The sequence below is a fragment of the Bacillus sp. EB106-04-04-XG123 genome, from assembly GCF_058791855.1.
Genome location: NZ_JBYTDZ010000002.1, coordinates 443022 through 462995, shown reverse-complemented (window position 1 = coordinate 462995; position 19974 = coordinate 443022). Strand labels below are relative to the sequence as shown.

The following is a 19974-nucleotide window of genomic DNA, read 5'->3' as shown; positions in this document are numbered from 1 at the left end:
TCATAAAAAAGTGCAGAAGTTTGCCTGAAAAAAAGCAAGGATCTGCCATTATACTTATTTTGATAACGCTTACAAAATAGGGATGGGGGATCAATCATGAAGGTCAAATTAGGCTTTACACTGCTTGCACTCTGTATGCTGATCGTTACTGCCTGCAGTTCATCGACGAACTCAGAGGCAAAAAAAGAAGGCGGAACGGAAAAGCTCGAAATTTTCTCTTGGTGGACAGGAGCGGGTGAGGAAGACGGGCTAAAGGCACTCATCCAGTTGTTTGAAGAGAAGAATAAAGATATTCCAATTGAAAATGCAGCTGTCGCAGGTGGTGCTGGTACGAATGCAAAGGCTGTTCTGACTAGCCGTATGCAGGGGAATGATCCGCCTGCTACGTTTCAAGTGCATGGCGGGGCGGAGCTGAATGAGAGCTGGGTCGCGGCAGGCAAAATGGAGCCGCTGGATGATTTATATGAAAAAGAAGACTGGAAAGACAAATTTCCAGAATCACTGATTGATCTTGTCAGCAAAGATGGAAAAATCTATTCCGTGCCAGTGAACATTCACAGGGGCAATGTGCTTTGGTATAACAAGAAGGTATTTGATGATGCAGGCTTAGAGCCGCCAGCGACATTTGATGAATTTTTCAAAACAGCAGATGCATTAAAGAAAAAAGGGATCACGCCACTTGCGCTTGGAGATAAGGAGCCTTGGGCGGCGACTCATTTGTTTGAAAGTGTTTTGCTTGGTGTATTAGGGGCAGATGGTTATCAAAAACTTTGGGCTGGCGACATGAAAATGGATGACCCGAAAGTGAAGGAAGCGGCAGACATCTTTGGACGTATGCTCGAATACGTCAATGATGATCACAGCTCACGTAACTGGCAGGATGCCTCACAGCTCGTGGCAAAAGGGGAAGCAGCAATGAATGTCATGGGCGACTGGGCGAAGGGGTACTTTGTGAATGATCTTGATTTGAAGGTCAATCAAGACTTTGGATACACGGCGACTCCTGGAACGGAAGGAAGCTTTATGGTGATCACCGATACATTCGGACTGCCAAAGGGTGTGAAACAGCCAGAAAACGTGAAGAAATTCTTATCTGTTTTAGGATCTGTGGAAGGACAGGATGCGTTTAATCCGCTAAAAGGATCGATTCCAGCACGTGTGGATGCAGATGTATCAAAATATGATGAATACGGAAAATCGGCGATGAAAGCATTTAAAGAGTCTAAGCTGGCGCCGTCTCTTGCTCATGGCTCAGCTGCTGAAGAAGGGTTTGTGACGAAAGCGAATCAAGCCGTCAATATCTTCGTGACACAAAAAGACAGCAGCCAGTTTGTATCATCTTTAAAAGATGCAATGAAATAAAGACGAAAGAGGCGGCGGCTAGGCACCGCCTCTTTTTTAAAAGGAGTGTAGCTTCATGCGCATGGACACATCGCCGATGACAAAAACATCTATGCCCAAGGTCAAACGTATGCGGAAAAAATGGAATGGAGATCAGCTGCTGGCGCTGCTCTTTTTAGCCCCGTCAGCGGTTTTATTATTCATCTTTGTTTACGGCTTTATTGGCTGGACAGGATATGTGTCATTATCAAACTGGACCACGCTTGTTCCTGATTTCTCTTTCGCAGGTCTTCGCAATTATGCCATGCTGTTTCAAGATTTCCGCTTTCAGTCAGATCTTCGAAACACGGTCTTTTTTACTCTATTTTTTATTGGGGCTGTCATTGTCTCTGGTCTTGCACTTGCGATTTTACTAGATCAGAAGATCAAGGGGGAATCTCTTTTTCGGAATTTATTCTTCTTTCCGATGGCCCTTTCCTTCGTTGTCACAGGGGTTGTATGGCAATGGATTTTAAACCCGTCAACAGGGGTGAATTTATTTTTGAAAACGCTCGGTATCCAGCCTAAATGGTACACGGATACGAACATTTTGGCCGGATTTGTCTGGGGGAAAATTGAGTTTGGTGTACCTGCGGCCATGATTGCCGTCGTGATTGCAGCTGTTTGGCAAATGACAGGCTTCTCTCTGGCGATGTATTTGGCGGGTCTGCGAGGAATTCCAGAGGAAGTAAGAGAGGCTGCTAGAATGGATGGTGCATCGGAGTGGCAGATTTACTGGAAAATCATTTTTCCTCTTTTAAAACCGATTACTGCAAGTGTTGTTATCATCATGGCTCATATTTCATTAAAGATTTTCGATTTGATTTACTCGATGACAGGACCGGGTGCGAACTTTGTCACCGATGTCCCGGGCGTGTATATGTTTGAAATGACCTTTAGAGGAAACCATTATGCAGGCGGTGCCGCCATTGCGATTGTCATGCTGGTCTCTGTTGCGGTCTTTATCGTGCCATACCTCCTGTCGAGCCGGAAGGGGGCTTCATCATGACAGCCAGATGGTTTGTCCGTCCAGTTCTTTATGCTTTATTGATTTTGTGCAGTCTATTTTTTTTGATGCCAGTTTATGTCATGCTCGTCACAAGCTTGAAGCCATTAGGTGAAGTCACCCTTGAACGAATGTGGTCGCTGCCATCCACAATCGATTTTTCAAGCTATCAAATCGCGTTTGAAAAGCTGGCACCTAATTTAATGAATTCTCTTTATCTTGTCATTCCTGCTACTTTATTGTCAGCTGTTTTAGGTGCAATGAATGGCTATGTCCTATCAAAATGGCGTTTCAAAGGATCAGAAGTCGTCTTTACGCTGATGCTGTTTGGGATGTTTATTCCATATCAAAGTATTCTAATTCCACTTATTCAATTTTTGCGTGAAGTCGGATTGTATAATTCAATTCCAGGGCTTGTGCTTGTCCATGTCGTGTATGGACTTCCGATCACAACACTCATGTTCCGAAATTTCTATGTGAGCATCCCAGATGAAATGATTGAATCGGCGAAAATGGATGGCGCAGGGTTTATCGGGATTTTCAGACATATGATTCTTCCGCTTTCGATCACAGGATTTGTTGTGGTCGCCATTTGGCAGTTCACAAATGTGTGGAATGAATTTTTATTTGCAGTCACGATGACCACTGCGGAGCATCAGCCGGTGATGGTTGCCTTGCAAAATCTATCAGGCAGTCAAATTGTGCAATGGAACGTCCAAATGGCAGGGGCGATATTGGCTGCGCTGCCGACACTACTCGTCTATATTCTTCTTGGAAAATACTTTGTCAAAGGGCTTCTTGCAGGCTCTGTCAAAGGGTAAAACAATTTTTGTGTTATCGTTTTCATTCGGTGTACTGAAAGGATTGACTTCTCTTTAGATAGCGTCATAATAAAAGTTGAGACTTACTAGTTTTCATCAAGCTAGGTAAGGATTATCAAAGGGTAGCAAAGGGAGGAGTCATCCTGAATGAAGCAGTCACCAATTTTTTTACTGCCTGAATTGAAGGAAAGAATATGGGGAGGTACAGCCTTAAGGGATCAATTTGGCTACGATATTCCTTCTGATCAAACGGGAGAATGCTGGGCAATTTCTGCTCATCCAAACGGACCAAGTGTCGTGCAAGACGGTCCATATAAAGGGAAAACGCTGATCGAACTTTGGGACAATCATAGAGAATTGTTCGGGGGGATAGAAGGCGATCGCTTCCCGCTGTTAACCAAAATTTTAGATGCAAACCAAGACTTGTCCGTTCAAGTACATCCAGATGATGATTATGCGGAAAGACATGAAAATGGCGAGCTTGGAAAAACAGAGTGCTGGTATATCATTGACTGCAAAGAAGGAGCGGAAATGATCTATGGGCACAATGCAAGAACAAGAACTGAGCTTGTCACCATGATGAATAGCGGAGATTGGGAAGGTCTTTTGCGGCGGGTGAAAATTAAGCCTGGTGATTTTTATTATGTGCCAAGCGGTACCATTCATGCACTTTGCGAAGGAACGCTTGTCCTTGAAACGCAGCAAAGCTCAGATACAACCTATCGCGTATATGATTATGAACGAAAAGACCAGGATGGCAACGAACGTGAACTTCATTTTGCACAAGCGATTGATGTCACAACGGTTCCTCATGTAGACGGTTATGCAGATGAATCAGTTGAAACACGCCGAGGAGTGACCATTCGTACATTTGTCGAAGCAGAATACTTCTCTGTGTATAAATGGGAAATTGATCAAAAAGTAGAGCTTTCGCAGGATTATCCGTTTTTGCTATGCAGTGTGATTGATGGAGAAGGGTCTTTAGAGCATGACGGAAACACATATCCACTGCCAAAGGGCGCTCATTTTATTCTGCCGGCTGAAACAGGAAGCTTCTCAATTGAAGGATCTTGTGAACTGATTGTGTCGCATATATAAGGCAAAAGAGGACTTCGAGGGGGTCCTCTATTTTTCTATTGCATAAATGACTTGAAAGAGTACTTGTTTTTGTCGATAAAGAGATTAGTAGACTATTATGCAAAGTTAAGAGAGGGACAGGGAACGTGAAAAAAACCATCAAGATTATGTTACTCGCAGCTGCCTTTGGTATGACATTACACACGGGTAAAGAAGCGCAAGCAGCCTCCTATGTCGACCAATCCATTTATACGATGAACACCACAAAGGTATTTACAACAGAAGCAGAAGTGAAAAAAGCAGTGGAAACACTGAAGAAGGACAAAAAGTGGACAGCCACTTACCAAACCTCAGGAAATACATCGAGCTATCAGCTCACTGCCTCAGGATATGAGTCACAAGCAGCAGCGAGTGCAAGTGCAGCTGCATTAAAAAAAGAGGTGGGCATGAGCGGTACGGTGTCTCCAGTAGGTGACCGCCTTCCTTTACAAAAGGTCGTATCTGACCCAGTCAACGATGAAAGTCAGGCGAAAAAGCTCTCACTTGAGCTAACAAAAACATCTGGGCTTAATAGCTCCTATGAAGTCATCAATCAAAGCAAACCTTCCTATCAGGTCATATCAGGAACCATTGATTCTGAAACGAAAGTGAAAAATATTCAAACCGAGTTGCAAAAGCAGGCAGGCGTCACCAGTACATACCAAACCGAAAACAAAGCTGGCACTGTATATCAGCTGATTTCAAGTGGTATTGTTGGACAAAGTAAGGCGAATACCATTCTGCAAGGTTTAAAGAAGGCATCCGGTTTAAAACCAGTGCTTCAAACGGTAACAGCGGGTAAGCCGTATTACATCGTCACATCCGCTGCACAAGCGAACCAGTCGAAAGCACAGACACTCCTTACTCAGCTGCAAAAAGAAGCAAAGATCAGCGGAAAGATTCAAAAGACAGGTGCCTTAAAAAATGTCTACAGCTTGGAATCAGGCTATTTCAAAGACAACAAACAAGCAGCTTCAGCTGCGGCTCAAATTAAGAAGCAAACCGGTGTTGCAGGTACTGTGCAGCGAGTGGGAAAAACAAAAAATTATATCGTGAAGCTCAATAAATTAAACGATACAGCTTACGCAAAAACGATCGCTTTTTTCAAGAAAAAGAAATGGCGTTACACGTCCAAAAAGATTTCTTCTACACAGCCATATCAAGTAGTGACGGGGAATCTTTTAGGAGATGACCAAGCGAAAAAAGCAACGGTTTTCTTCCAAAAGAAAAAAGTATCTGCGACAACGAAAAAAACAGGCAAGGTATCAGACAGCACATATCGACTCGTCGTCAATCAAGCAGTGGACCAAGCGAAAGTGAATAAAGGTGCTGCATACTTAAAAACGCAGAAGGTGACAAGCAGCATCAAGACAAGCAAGGGACAAGCTGTCAGCAAAACATATAGTCTTAAGACAACACCTGTATATGAACAAACTAAAGTGAAGCAGGCTCAAGAGATCATCAAGAAAAATGGTATTGCCAGCAGTACAAAAACGCTGACAGAAGCGGTCAAGCAATACCGTATCACGACAGAGCCGACAGTGAATCAGACAAAACTGAATCAAGCACTCAGCTATTTGACGAAACAAAAAATGAAGGCTGCTGCACAAAAAACAGGTGCAGTCGATTATGCTCAATATCAGATCAAAACAGGTGCCATCTCAACAGCTGCACTGCGTGACCAAGGCATGGCATTTTTCAAAAAACGGAATGAAACCGCTGCGTATACAACAACAACGAAACCAACTTACAAAATCAACATCACGCAGCAATTTACAGGATTACCAACTGTAAATGAAGCCATTGCATTTGTGAAAAGCCAATATGGCTGGACTGCCACAGCCGTAAAAATTAAAAATGGCCCAATGGTCATGCAAACGAACTACAACCTCACTGTCAATGAGATGGTAAACAAACAAATGAAGGTGTCACCACAGACAGATGGTGCGGCCTATGTCTATGCAGCATATGTAGACCAAGCAACATCGACAGTGAATACGGATGGCCTAAATGTCCGTTCTACACCTGATTCGAGCTCTGCAAGCAACATTGTGGCACAGCTGAATAAAGGAGCAAAAGTGAAACAGCTTGGAAAAGAAGGGAACTGGATCAGGATCAACCTCGGCTGGAGAAATGCAAGTGCAGCAGAGGTACAAAAATATGTAGATCCAGCCAATATTGCAGAAGGCACGCAATCTTATTTTCAATTTCTGAAACTCTCTGAAGCTGCGAATCTCAATCCGGCAGAGGTCAATACAAAGATTTTAGCAGGCAAAGGGATTCTTGCTGGAAAAGGACAAGCCTTTATTACAGCAGCAAAAACGTATCATATCAACGAAATTTATCTTATTTCTCATGCGTTGCTTGAAACGGGTAACGGAAGTTCCATTTTAGCGAATGGTACAATGTTTAATGGAAAGAAAGTATATAACATGTATGGCATTGGTGCATATGACAGCAATCCGAATTATCTCGGTGCAAAGTATGCGTATGAACAGCAATGGTTCACACCTGAGGCTGCGATTATTGGCGGGGCAAAATTCATTGGCAACAGCTACATCAATAATGCGACATACAAACAAGATACGATTTATAAAATGCGCTGGTCTGCTACAGCAACTCATCAATATGCAACAGATATTGGCTGGGCTTCTAAGCAAGTCACTCGTATGTATAGTTTGTATAACCTGCTTGATGACTATACGCTGTATTACGATATCCCAGTGTATAACAAATAAAAAAACGTCCGTGCTTCCTATTGAGAAGCCGGACGTTTTTTTTGTAAGAGCAGCTGCTGTTCAATAAATGAAAGGAGCTGCTGACTTGATTGTCCCTTTGAATATTGGTTCCATTCCTCAGCAAAGGTTTTGATTTGTTCTTTATTGGTTGATCCGTTTAGGTGTAAAAGCTCCTGCAAGAGCATGTCTTGAGTGACGCAAGCCTTTCCAGGAATGATGTCTTCATACCGATCAACTAAGCCGCGTTTCTCCCGGTAAGTGTCTAAGTCATAAGTGAAGAACAAGACAGGTTTTTCGAGCAGTGCATATTCAAACACAATCGACGAATAATCTGTCACTAGGACATCACAGGCACAAAGCAATGGATAGAGCGGCTGATCGGACACATCAAATATCCATTCACCGTCTGTTTCTGCTTTCGCTAAATGTTTGACTGCAGGATGAAGCTTGACGAGCAGAATATAATCGCCATTCAGCTCAGTTTGCAATTGCTCTTTTGAAAAAGGCAGGACAAGACTGTCCATTGCAAAGTCTCGATAGGTCGGTGTATAGAGCAGGATCTTTTTCCCTTTTGGGATATCATTCAGCTTTAAGGAAGGCTGATGCTGTTCATAGTACAGATCCGTCAGTGGTACACCAGTTGGTAAAAAGCGTTCATCATTGGCCCCAAACGAGGTCTTGAAAATCTCACGCATGTGATCTGAGCCTGTTACGATATAGTCGAAAGACGCATAGACACGTTTGAAGCGCTCGATGTCACGGGCACTTCGTTCAGAATTTGAAGCATCTTCAAGCCCGAACTTTTTCAAAGCGCCATTGGCATGCCATACTTGAATACAGGTGGTAGAAGGCCGTTTTCTAAGCACACTCGTCATGAGAAAGTAATTATCCGTCACGACAACCTTGCTTTTAAACATCGTATACATACATTGAATGAGATGGAGAGGATTTTTTTCATGAAAATAGCGAAATGACAGATGAGGCCCGTCCTTTTCTATCGCAGAAGCATGCTTCGTATAGAGGACAGTAAGCTTCATTGTCATGTTCGCCTGTTGTTGATAAGTATGAATGAGAGCAGCCGCATTCTCTTGGAACGAAACAAGCAGCGTCACCTGGTTTTCACGCGGTTTCACGCCGCTCATCAGCCATCCAATGAAAGAAATAAAAGCTGCGTAACATGAAATCATCATTGAGCGTATATTCATCATTTGTCAGTCTCTCACAGCTGCTTCGTCTGATCCTTTACCTGCTCAGGATAGTAACGTTTTTTTCCTTTGCTTTCCTTCAATACGGCAAAAGCGTACTTAGGAATATTCAGCATTCGTTTCCATCTCCATGGATTCACAATCAATCTGTACAGCCATTCTGTATTTGTCTTAATCATCCAGCGTGGTGCACGCTTCACCGTTCCGCTAAATACATCAAAGCTTCCGCCTAAACCGATGCAAACAGCCTGCGGGAATAAATGGCGGTATTCGTAAATAAAGTTCTCCTGGTTTGGATAACCTAATGCAACGAACACCATATCAGGTTTCGAGCGCGCGATTTGCTTCGCTACGAAACGTTTATCTGCTTGATAGCCGTCACAGCTTCCGGCAAGGACCACATTTGGATATTCCGTATCAATTCGCTGTTTCACAGCCTCAAGCACTTCTTTTTTCGCACCATATAAAAAGATTCTTTTAGACTGCTTGTTTGCTAGATCAAGCATAGACATGAAGACATCAAAGCCGGCAATTCTTGACTTAAGCGGACTTTGGGTCATACGAGACATCAACACGACGCCAACACCATCCGGCAGTACATAATCCGCAGATGAGACGACTTGATGGTACGCATGATCCTTCATGACGGCATAGCCTATCTCTGGATTGACAGTCGCAATCATGGCGCCTCTTTTCTGAGAAATATGATGCTGGTTCATATAGCTGATAAATTCATCTAAGTCGCCGTTTACATAAGAAAGGTTAGAGACCACTTCTGTTTGCATTGTTTAGACCTCCTTTTTAACTTGTTATCTATGAACGTTCATTGTAAATTCATTCTTCGCCTACTCATCATTTTATCACAGATGCTCCATGAAATATTAACAATAACTTTACAAACCTTTAAATTTCATGACATTTTCATCAATTCAAATGGACGATCCTCTGTGAAACATTGATTCCTCGGACTTTTCCTCCTACGCCCAATAAATTGGAAATAGTTTGTCTTTACATCCGCTTAACGTTTGGTGGGCGCTGTGATATAATGAGGTTCCGAAGAGCGAATCGAATATCACAGAATTACGGATAAATTACTGCACGAATGCAGTCGAATAAGGATTGAAGAAAGGAGTTTATGTTTGCAATGAAGAAAGTTATTACTTACGGTACATTTGATTTATTACACTGGGGGCACATTAAGCTGCTAGAGCGTGCAAAGCAGCTCGGAGATTACTTAGTGGTGGCCATCTCTACAGACGAGTTTAATTTACAAAAATCAAAAAAAGCTTATCACAGCTACGAGCATAGAAAGCTGATTCTTGAAACCATTCGTTATGTAGACGAAGTCATTCCAGAAAACAGCTGGGATCAAAAAGTCCGTGACGTGCAAGAGCACGATATCGATGTGTTTGTCATGGGAGATGACTGGGAAGGTAAATTCGATTTCTTAAAAGAACATTGCGAAGTCGTATACTTGAAGAGAACAGAAGGCATCTCGACAACACAAATTAAGGAAGAAATTGCGGGACTTTAATAGATCGAAAAAAAGTACTTCTTATCTTTTGGTGAGAAGTACTTTTTCATGTAAAATACAATGAGCAAGTCATCATTATTTTTAAGGAGAGCTTCCTTTGTTTCAAAATTGGATGAAGAAAAAAGTTGAAGATACATTGGATCAATCTGAACAACATGAAAAGCTGGCATCAGTGGACATGCCTGATATGGATTACTACTTTATTATGGGTGATGTGCCAAAACAGGATGAGAGCTTAACGAAATCTTTAAAGACAAGAATTAAGCCCTTGGCTGATCAGCATAAGAGTACTGCAATTTTAACTTTAAATTACGATGCAAATGTGAAAGAACGTATTCACAGCTTGGAGGAGACAATTCCTAACCAAGTGGACATCTTGAATGTATTTGAACACTATATCTTACCGCTAAGCGGAAGTAAAAGACGTTATTTAGAATTTATTGCCGGTGAATCACCACATCAGATCAATGAAGCTATTTTTCCCGAAGATGAATCCACGATTCAAGTGACGAGATATGAATTGCCTGCTTCCCCCATTTGTTATATTGATCAATATAATGAAAAGCAGCAACTAGTGAAGAGGGAAGAATACAATTGGCAGGGCGTTTTGTGCAGAGTACAAAGCTTTGTTCCACATACAGGTGCTCTATACTTAGAGGAATTAATCAGTGACGACGGAAGCATTTATATGGAGATCATTTATTCTGGTGATGCAAAAAAGAATCCAGTTCGGCATATCAATTGGTATAAAAAAACAGGAATTCAAACATTTACAAAGAAGACGGATATTAAACAATTATGGCTATCCAGCATTCAATCACAAAATGACCGTTTGAAACTGATGATCACAGAGGACCGTGATCAAGACCGCCACCTGTTTAAAATCGATCAGCCTGAAACCACCTATTACGCTGCATTTGTGCATCACGCACATTATGAAGAAGATCTGCATCAAGTTAATTCTCAATATGGAGAATTATTTAAACAAATAAGAAAACAGCAAGTGGATGCTGTCTTTTTTGGGGATACTAGGCATAAAGAAGATGTCGAGAAAGTCTTGGGAGAACAAACCTATTTTTATCTTGTTCCTTCTGACGAAAAGACTGTCTGGAATATGGCGATTCAACATATGCTCGAAAATCGTAAGCATAAAGATGAACTGAGAGGAATCGTGGACCGTATGAAATGGGTCTTGCGTGATTTAAGCTCTGAGCATCATGTTCTTCACCTTCAACTCGAGTTAAAAGATGAAATGAGTCATGCGGATCATGTGCAAATAGATTTTGCAGGATATGATCGAGTGAATGGAGCTGAAATCATCTCTCAAACAATCGATGAAAACCATCTAGTCAGCTTCCCAATTGGCCATTTTCAAACAAAGAAAAACATTGAAATCAACCAAACGAAATTTGTGGATTTTTACATTCGTTTTAAAACAGAAGAACTTCAAGAGGTTTTGCAGCGTCTAGAAATAGAAGGCGAGCTGCTTACGAATAAACCATCGTCCATCGATGGATGGTCATATCAAACGAAACAAGGAAACTATTCTTGGAAAGTGAAATAGCCATATAACGGTAAGATTTCTGAACAGAGGAGATTAACGATTAATGATTGAAGAGGGAATTCATAAGAAGAAGAGTGTTGTTGAAGGGTTAAAAAATCACCATGAGAAACTAGAAATGCTGATTCGCATCGATGATGACATGCCATTAACAGATAGGGAATTTTATTTGTTTATGAGGGAAAGAGTATCAAAACAAGAGCTTTTCCTTCCGCTTGTTCATCAAGAAGAGAATCTATTCAAATTGGTATTGAGTGAATCATCGCTGCCGCTTGCGTTAGAGCAAGGCCAGACATATAACTTGTATGTCACGGACTATTTAAGCACAAACCAAGAAGAGGATGAGGACGAGCTTGAGGACTCAGCTTATGATTCTGATTCCGAAGAAGAGGAAGAAGAAGTAAAAGAAGCAGATATCAATACAGATAATGAATCTGAAGAGAAAACGTCAAACTATAAACGCCGTTTAAAAATGGAAGTAGAAAAGCCTGAGCTGACTTTTTTAGAAAATAAAGACACCATGCTGTATATCATTCCATACCGCACAGACAAAGGGAATGCTTCTTTGAAAATCAAGCGTGAGCTAAAGGTTGTGAAATTCAATCAAATCGAGCTCAACAAAGGATGTATGTTATCTTTATCCGGGTATGCAGGTGTTCTAAGTGCAGAACATCCATATGAGATCAAAGAAGCAAAACTTCTATTGAAGAAAAATGGTGAAGAACCAATTGAACATCGTTTTCCGGTCAATATCACCCATATAAAAGATGAAGTGATCGAATACCGTGATGATCAACAGGTACCACAGCTTTATCAATTTTTAGCAGAAATTCCTTTAGAGGAATTGACCTATTCCTTGAACAGACGCCTTGTATATCGCTTCTATCTTGAATTTATCTGCGACGTGAACGGAGTAGAGGAAACATTAACAACCACTTCTTTAGTGCTTGGAGACCGCTCGAACAAACTCAAAGGACTTGTTCAAATTCATAAGCGAAACGATGTACCAATTCGATATGAAGTGTACCGAAAGAAAAAAAGACAAACGCTGGGCATCCGTATTAATGACTACACCATGAAAACACGTGCCAAGTATTACGTCAAAAGCAAGTGGAAGAAATTCAAAAAGAAGATCGGTAAAATCAAAAAAGTCCGTAACCGCCTTGTGACAAGAACGTTTAAAACGACCTTTAAACTGGCGAGTAAGCTGTCTGTGAAAAAGAAAACCGTTGTTTTTGAAAGCTTTAACGGAAAACAATTCAGTTGTAATCCGCGTGGTATTTACGAGTATATGAAAGAAAATCACCCTGAATATACGCTGATCTGGAGCGTTAAAAAGGGTCATGAAGCACCGTTTAAGGAAAAAGGCATCTATTATATCAATCGTCTGTCATTGAAATGGATTTTTGCGATGGCAAGAGCTGAGTATTGGGTCGTAAACAGCCGTCTTCCGCTGTGGGTTCCAAAGCCAGATCACACAACATACTTGCAGACTTGGCATGGTACGCCGTTAAAACGACTGGCAATGGACATGGACGAGGTGCATATGCCTGGAACAAACACGAAGAAATACAAAAAGAATTTCACGAAAGAAGCATCGAATTGGGATTATCTCATCTCTCCTAATGCCTACTCGACTGAAATCTTTACACGTGCGTTCCAATTCCAAAAGACCATGATTGAGTCAGGATATCCGAGAAATGACTTTCTTCACAATCAAAACAATGAAGAAACGATGAGAGCACTGAAACAAAAAATGAACCTGCCGCTCGATAAAAAATTGATCTTATACGCACCGACATGGAGAGACGATCAATTTTATAAAAAAGGGCAGTACAAATTTGATTTAGACCTTGATCTGCATGAGCTCAGAGCTGCTATCGGAGATGAATATATTATCATTCTGCGTATGCACTATCTAGTTGCTGAAAACTTTGATTTAGGGCCGTATGAAGGCTTTGCCTATGACTTCTCTCATTACGAAGACATTAGAGACCTTTATATGATTTCAGATCTGCTCATCACAGATTACTCATCTGTGTTCTTTGATTATGCAAACCTCAAACGTCCGATGCTGTTCTATGTGCCAGACATTGAAACCTATCGTGACAAGCTCAGAGGCTTCTACTTCGACTTTGAACAAGAAGCACCTGGACCGCTTGTGAAAGAAACAGCAAGTGTTATTGACTGGGTAAGAGAAACAGAACAGCCATCTTTTACATTACCAGAGGCATTCTCGCCGTTTTATGAGAAATTCTGCTACTTAGAGACTGGAGAATCTTCGAAGCGGGTCGTTGAAGTAGTGTTTTCTGAAAAATAGTTTATAAAAGTACCGTTCTTCGCCTTTTGAACGGTACTTTTTTTGTGTTTTTTATTCCAATGTACACATATTTAAAAGTAATGGTAAAAATAAAAAAACGTAGAAATTTAACAGTAAACATGCTAAATTTAGATAAGATTATCCGGTACTGTAAAAATGCTGAAAATAATATAGAGGTGCTTCAATGTACAAACTTTATCATAATTTTATAGAAATTCTTAATTTAGATGAACAAAAGTTAGTGTTATATATTGATGACATAGAGAAGTTGTGTACTTTTGAATTTAAAGAGCTAAATGTAAACGAATCAAAGAGGATTTGTGAAATTAATGTAAAGGATCAGATGATTTTTGAATCCTCAATAGATCATTCTAATGAAATGGTCTATCTCTATGCTAAGGATCAGAACTTGTATATTGTCAAAGAAAGCTCTGACATCCTTCAACCAAATCAAATACATCCTATTGAAATTAACAATCAATTTGAAGATATATATGTCAAACAATTAGGGTTAGATCGCTATGGCTTATATAGAGGCGAAGAGGAATTGTTATTATTCTCAGGGCTGCTGAACGTAGATGAGATTAATCAGAATTATAAAATGAACTTGAAGATTCATGGGGCTGATAGAAGATTTGTCGACATCTCCTTTATCGAATATAGTCCCTTCAACTTTGTCGTTACGTATGACTGCCAAAATAAAGAACTAAATGTAAGGAAAATTTTGTTTGATGTAATGCAGGAACATAAAGATATTGAAGTGACTGTGAATAATCGTAATCAAATCAAAATTTTAAATAAAGTGACTGAGCAAAAGAAAATCGTCAACTTTAGACTTGTTCCTAGATATCAGCCGCTCAAGGTTTTTGGTAAAGATACATTAGAGCAATTCAAAGAAGACAATATCCTTAATATTTTGGTGATTAATAAACAAAGGTATTACATATATGTAAGAACGAATGGTGTTTACTTAGTAAGAGGAAACCCTTATCTCGTTACAAAACATACATCAAGACTACGTATTTTTAGTTTGTTTAAGAGCTTTTATGTTTATGGAAGACTGACACATTACGCGTATAATTCAGACCAAAAATATGAATATCTGTACATTAGAAATTCTGATCACCAAGTGGCGAAATTTATAAGACCATTTAGAAAGATCAAATTCCTAAAAAGGTATGGTTTCTTTAAAATTTCGTTAAATGATCTTGACTTAGACAGCAGAATCCATAATAACCTATTCGTTGGAAATGATCACCGAATTATTCATAGTTTAAGGCTGAAAAAAAGAGATAAAAAGGTGAAAACATATATCACGAAAAAGAATGGGGACAAGCTTCAAGTATTAAGAACAAATTTATTTGGAAATGTGACTTCAACCATTATTCCTTATTCACAGGAATATTCTTTATTTAGTAAAGTAAAAATAAAAATAGCGAGTATCTTATCATCATTCTATAAAGACAAGAAGTATGGTGTGAATTTGTTTTTTGAGAAAAAGAGTGATAAAGCTGATGAATCCGCTATTAGAGTGTATGACTATGTACAAGAGAATTGTCAAACAGACTCAAGAAATTACTTTATTCTGAATAAGAAATCAAGTGCTTATCCGGCACTTAAAGCTAAGTATGGAAAGGGTATCATTCCTAAATATAGTCTGAGACATTATTTAAGTATCTTCAATGCCAGCTACTTTATTTCAAGTGAGTTATCCAACCATGTTCTGAATGATCGATTATACATTGATCATCTTAGAGAGAGAATTATGAGTGTTCCACTTGTCTTTTTGCAGCATGGAATAATGTTTGCGAAACCAGTTGATAATCCAATGGCCTTTGGATTCCATAAAGACAAGAACCAATATAATATTTATAAATCAGTCATCAGTTCTGAACTAGAGGCTGGTGAATTCTACAAAATGAAATATGACCGTGAGGATTTGATTTTGACAGGTCTCGCAACTTTCGATCATGCCAAATTAGTAGACGGTGCAGATAAGATCGCCTTTATGCCAACTTACCGCTATTGGGAAGAGGGGCTAATATATACTAATAGAATCGAAGAAACATCTTACTATAGAGTTCTGATTAAAATCATTAAAAGCTTTGAAGAAGCAGGTCTTCTTGATCGACTGTTAATTGTACCGCATAACAAATTTTCTCAGTACGTTTATCAAAACCTGCCTCAGTATAAACATATTATTTCTGATAATCCATCAGAAGCGCTAAAAGTATCAAAGGTGTTTATCACTGATTACTCTTCTGCTATTTATGATGCACAATATAGAGGAGCATACCCTATTTTTTATTGGGAAGAAAAAGATTACTTGATTAGACAGTATAAAGCGATTCCTCCTGTAAACGAAGAAAATGCACCAGGACCGATTGCATACAATACTCAAGAGCTCATTCGTATTGTCAAACATGCGATTGAGAATGAGTATGTTGTGGAAGATGAATATAAAGAAAAATATTTGAAAATTAACAGCTTTAACGATAATCAAAATACGAAAAGAATTACAGATTTCTTAAAAGAGCATCAAATTATCTAATGTCTTATGCCCCCTGAATCTTTGATTGTAACGATTCAGGGGTTTTTTGTCTTCTAGTTTGACGTACATGACTTTTGTTATAAGATGAAATGTGCATCGTTATCTGTTACAATTATGAGCGGTGCTTTTTAAAAAAGTAATCCCAAAAACTTATATCTAAGGAAGATTAGAATGAACGCAATGTTGACGATACTAAAGGAGCAAATCAGTTCATTTCCGCTGATTATGCGACTTGCTGTTTATGAAACAAAATCAAAATATCAGATGAATTATTTAGGTGTTTTATGGCAGTTTTTAAATCCATTGATTCAAATGCTGGCTTACTGGTTTGTTTTTGGTATGGGTATTCGCGGAGGACAGCCAATTGTCATTGGCGGCGTGGAGGTTCCATTTATCATCTGGATGCTTGCCGGATTAATCCCTTGGTTCTTCATTAGTCCGACCATTCTTGATGGATCAAACAGTGTGTTTAAACGCATTAATATGGTATCGAAAATGAATTTTCCGATTAGTGCGCTGCCGTCTGTGGTGATTATGTCCAACTTGTTCAGCTACTTTGTCATGATGGGCGTCTATTTGATCGTGCTGATTTCTTATGGCATCTATCCTGACGCGCATTGGCTGCAATATATATACTATCTTATTTGTATGATCGCGTTTATGTTTTCGTTTAGTTTGTTTAATTCCACAATTAGCGTACTCGTGAGAGACTATCAATTTCTTTTACAATCCGTGACACGATTACTTTTCTTTTTGCTGCCGATTTTTTGGAATATCTCAGAAAAGCTCACTGGAGACAAGGCGTGGATTGGGGACATATTAAGATTGAATCCTCTTTTCTACATTATTGATGGTTTTAGAAATAGTTTATTAAAGGGAGAATGGTTCTTCCATGATGTCAAATACACACTTTATTTTTGGCTGATCACGCTTCTTCTTTTAACAGCCGGTTCATTGCTTCATATGAAATTTAGGGATAAATTTGTCGATTTTCTTTAAAAAGTAAGGAGATTATACGATGAAACTAAAGGTTTCGTTTCGAAACGTATCCAAGCAATACGTCCTATATAAAAAGCAGGCAGATAAGATTAAAGGGCTGTTTTTTCCTAATAAAAATGAAAAAGGTTTTTTTGCTGTCCGTGATGTGTCCTTTGATGTATATGAAGGCGAGACCATTGGTTTTGTGGGGATTAACGGATCTGGAAAATCGACAATGTCGAACCTTCTAGCGAAAATCATTCCACCGACAACTGGTGAAATTGAAATGGACGGCCAGCCTTCGTTAATTGCCATTGCTGCAGGGCTGAACAATCAATTAAGCGGAAAAGACAACATTCGTTTAAAGTGCTTAATGATGGGACTGACGAATAAAGAGATAGACGAGCTTTATGAAAAAATCGTAGAGTTTGCGGATATTGGCGACTTTATTGACCAGCCTGTAAAAAGCTATTCGAGTGGAATGAAATCCCGTCTTGGTTTTGCCATTTCAGCACATATCGATCCAGATATCCTCATTATTGATGAAGCACTGTCTGTTGGAGACCAAACCTTCTATCAAAAATGTGTGGACCGCATTACAGAATTCAAGGAACAAGGCAAAACGATCTTTTTTGTCAGTCACTCCATTAGCCAAATCCAAAAAATCTGTGATCGGGTGGCTTGGATGCATTATGGTGAGCTTCGTATGTTTGATGATACGAAAAAAGTTGTGAAAGAGTATAAGGAGTTTGTTGAGTGGTTTAACAAGCTTTCCAAGAAAGAGAAAAAAGAATATCAATTGAAACATAAGGAAGGCCGCAAAGGCGTACAGAAGACAGAAAAGGTGTCTCGTTATCAAGAGAACGGCAAACGGCGCTCATTGTTTGGACCCGCATTTCAAGTGACAGTTTTAGCGATCTTAACGATATTGCTGGCCTTATCGATGTTTTCAGATCGCCCGCTTCGTACACTGGCGACATTTGGTGCAATTCCATCAGATAAGATAGAAGCGCCTCAGTCGAAGAACCCGGAAACGAAGGGGGCGCCCGATATGAAAAAGGTGGATCAACAGATGATTGTCACGGCTGATCCACTCAAGATTTACAAAGACCAAGCCATGAAAAAAAAGGTGGATGTCACTTTGCCATTTGGACAAGAAGTACAGGCTGTGGCTGAAAATAAACAAACCGTTCAAATTAAAACAGCGTCAGAAACGTATTTTGTTAAACCTGATGCGCTTCAAAATGCAGAGGATTTAAAGCCATTATCCATTGGACCAGGACAGTTTAATTCCTATGTATCGCCTGCATCAGCAGGTTCGTATGAGTATCTAATTTCTTTCCTTGGAAAAGAAGAATCTGTGCTTAAACAGAGAATGCAAACGCTGAGCTCATTGAAAAGTGATCAAGGAGATACGATTGAACGATTGACCACAGAGAAAACCGACTATGTCATTCAAAAGGGTCAGGCAAACACCATTGTGTTTCGCGAGATTATGCCGATCTCTCCTTCCACACTTGGGCTGACAGAACAGAATGTCTGGATGAATGAGAAACAAACGAAATTCGCAGTGAAGGGCGAAAACAATCTGTTTGTCATTGATAATGAACAGCATACACTGACTATTTCAGTCATGAATTAAAAAAGCTGCCGATACCGGCAGCTTTTTTAGTTCACTTCTTCTTTTTCGAGAAGCTGTTTCATAAATGGAATGAGTTTCTTTTTCAATTCTTCATCCTGAAGAGCAAACTCAAGCGTTGTTTCAATGAAGCCTTGCTTCTCGCCGACATCGTATCGTTTCCCTTCGAAATCATAGGCAAATACGCGCTGAATGTCATTCAGCTTTTGAATGGCATCTGTCAGCTGAATTTCTCCGCCTGCACCAATTTCTTGCTGATCGAGGTACATAAAGATCTCTGGCGTGAAAATGTAGCGCCCTAAGATGGCTAGGTTCGATGGTGCTGTTCCTTGCGGCGGTTTTTCAACAAAGTTTTTGACTTGATAGCGGCGCCCTTCTTGTGTAAGAGGGTCGATGATCCCGTAGCGATGCGTATCGCTGTCTGCTACCTGCTGAACCCCGATGACAGATGAAAGAGTTTTTTCATATTCATCCATTAGCTGACGCAGCCCAGGTGTTTCGGCTTGAACAATGTCATCACCTAATAAAACAGCAAAAGGTTCATCACCGATAAAGTTGCGTGCGCACCAAACGGCGTGTCCGAGTCCTTTCGGCTCTTTTTGACGTATGTAATGGATGTCAGCAATGTTAGAGGATTTTCTCACTTTCTCTAAAAGCTCGCTCTTTCCCTTTTCTTCAAGATTGCGCTCTAGCTCTGGTGCAAAATCAAAATGATCCTCAATGGCTCTTTTTCCTTTTCCAGTGACGATAATAATGTCTTCGATTCCTGATTCAACAGCTTCTTCAATAATATATTGAATGGTTGGTTTATCAACGATTGGGAGCATTTCTTTAGGCATTGCTTTTGTTGCAGGGAGGAAACGTGTTCCGAGACCTGCAGCTGGTATAATGGCTTTACGTACTTTTTTCAATGAACTTTGCACCTTCCTTACATAGATAACCGATTTCATATTTCAATGTTTGTTCTTGGTCGTCTGTTTAAAGTGTAACTTACAAATCATAGGAAAGACAAATGATTTCACTAAAATGACTTTTAGATAATTCATATTTTATATGTTAAATGTAAAGGAAAGAGAAATTTAATGTTAATTCAATGTAAATTTCTTTTTTTATATCATTAATTTT

14 protein-coding genes are annotated in these 19974 nt (G+C 39.8%); 11 read left to right on the top strand and 3 right to left on the bottom strand.

The annotated features are described in order from the left end of the window. Positions 1 to 96 precede the first annotated feature (96 nt). The 5 genes from AC3WTB_RS07755 (at position 97) to AC3WTB_RS07735 (ending at position 7061) form a co-directional block, all read left to right on the top strand. On the top strand, positions 97 to 1362 hold the full coding sequence (locus AC3WTB_RS07755) for an ABC transporter substrate-binding protein (RefSeq protein ID WP_492333556.1): 1266 nt from the start codon (positions 97 to 99) through the stop codon (positions 1360 to 1362). Positions 1363 to 1417: 55 nt separating this feature from the next. After that, entirely contained in the window at positions 1418 to 2389 is a 972-nt protein-coding gene (locus tag AC3WTB_RS07750) for a carbohydrate ABC transporter permease (protein ID WP_200885522.1), read from the top strand. Further along, positions 2386 to 3207, top strand: coding sequence for a carbohydrate ABC transporter permease (locus AC3WTB_RS07745; protein WP_024426281.1), 822 nt, complete (start codon positions 2386 to 2388; stop codon positions 3205 to 3207). Before AC3WTB_RS07750 ends, AC3WTB_RS07745 begins: the two co-directional genes overlap by 4 nt. A gap of 147 nt (positions 3208 to 3354) precedes the next feature. Then, positions 3355 to 4305: a mannose-6-phosphate isomerase, class I gene (gene manA / locus AC3WTB_RS07740; protein WP_058837516.1), complete on the top strand. Its 951-nt coding sequence runs from the start codon at positions 3355 to 3357 to the stop codon at positions 4303 to 4305. Between the two features lie 125 nt (positions 4306 to 4430). Next, the gene (locus tag AC3WTB_RS07735; RefSeq protein ID WP_492333555.1) at positions 4431 to 7061 is read left to right on the top strand and encodes a glucosaminidase domain-containing protein; all 2631 of its coding nucleotides are present in this window, start codon (positions 4431 to 4433) and stop codon (positions 7059 to 7061) included. 17 nt (positions 7062 to 7078) lie between these two features. On the opposite strand, the gene AC3WTB_RS07730 is transcribed toward AC3WTB_RS07735, so the two are convergent. Further along, entirely contained in the window at positions 7079 to 8269 is a 1191-nt protein-coding gene (locus tag AC3WTB_RS07730) for a CDP-glycerol glycerophosphotransferase family protein (protein ID WP_492333554.1), read from the bottom strand. Positions 8270 to 8280: 11 nt separating this feature from the next. Then, complete coding sequence (locus AC3WTB_RS07725) at positions 8281 to 9051, bottom strand: WecB/TagA/CpsF family glycosyltransferase (RefSeq protein WP_039181899.1); 771 nt, start codon at positions 9049 to 9051, stop codon at positions 8281 to 8283. 359 nt (positions 9052 to 9410) lie between these two features. Between AC3WTB_RS07725 and tagD the strand changes: the two genes are divergently transcribed. The 6 genes from tagD to tagH all read left to right on the top strand — a co-directional run bounded on the left by tagD (position 9411) and on the right by tagH (position 18852). Further along, positions 9411 to 9800, top strand: a complete 390-nt coding sequence (tagD, locus tag AC3WTB_RS07720; protein WP_008343212.1) for a glycerol-3-phosphate cytidylyltransferase — start codon at positions 9411 to 9413, stop codon at positions 9798 to 9800. A 97-nt stretch (positions 9801 to 9897) separates the two neighbouring features. Beyond that, entirely contained in the window at positions 9898 to 11364 is a 1467-nt protein-coding gene (locus AC3WTB_RS07715; RefSeq protein ID WP_492333553.1) for an alpha-glucosyltransferase N-terminal domain-containing protein, read from the top strand. A gap of 43 nt (positions 11365 to 11407) precedes the next feature. Then, the gene (locus AC3WTB_RS07710; RefSeq protein ID WP_410559737.1) at positions 11408 to 13681 is read left to right on the top strand and encodes a CDP-glycerol glycerophosphotransferase family protein; all 2274 of its coding nucleotides are present in this window, start codon (positions 11408 to 11410) and stop codon (positions 13679 to 13681) included. 184 nt (positions 13682 to 13865) lie between these two features. Next, positions 13866 to 16232: a CDP-glycerol glycerophosphotransferase family protein gene (locus AC3WTB_RS07705; protein WP_268473666.1), complete on the top strand. Its 2367-nt coding sequence runs from the start codon at positions 13866 to 13868 to the stop codon at positions 16230 to 16232. Between the two features lie 171 nt (positions 16233 to 16403). Continuing rightward, positions 16404 to 17231 (top strand): ABC transporter permease, encoded by an 828-nt coding sequence (locus AC3WTB_RS07700; protein WP_099663720.1) that lies wholly within the window; start codon positions 16404 to 16406, stop codon positions 17229 to 17231. 19 nt (positions 17232 to 17250) lie between these two features. After that, positions 17251 to 18852 (top strand): teichoic acids export ABC transporter ATP-binding subunit TagH, encoded by a 1602-nt coding sequence (tagH, locus tag AC3WTB_RS07695; protein ID WP_492333552.1) that lies wholly within the window; start codon positions 17251 to 17253, stop codon positions 18850 to 18852. 26 nt (positions 18853 to 18878) lie between these two features. Here tagH and galU read toward each other — a convergent pair whose 3' ends face one another. Beyond that, positions 18879 to 19760 (bottom strand): UTP--glucose-1-phosphate uridylyltransferase GalU, encoded by an 882-nt coding sequence (galU, locus tag AC3WTB_RS07690; RefSeq protein ID WP_008343198.1) that lies wholly within the window; start codon positions 19758 to 19760, stop codon positions 18879 to 18881. Between the last annotated feature and the right edge of the window lie 214 nt (positions 19761 to 19974).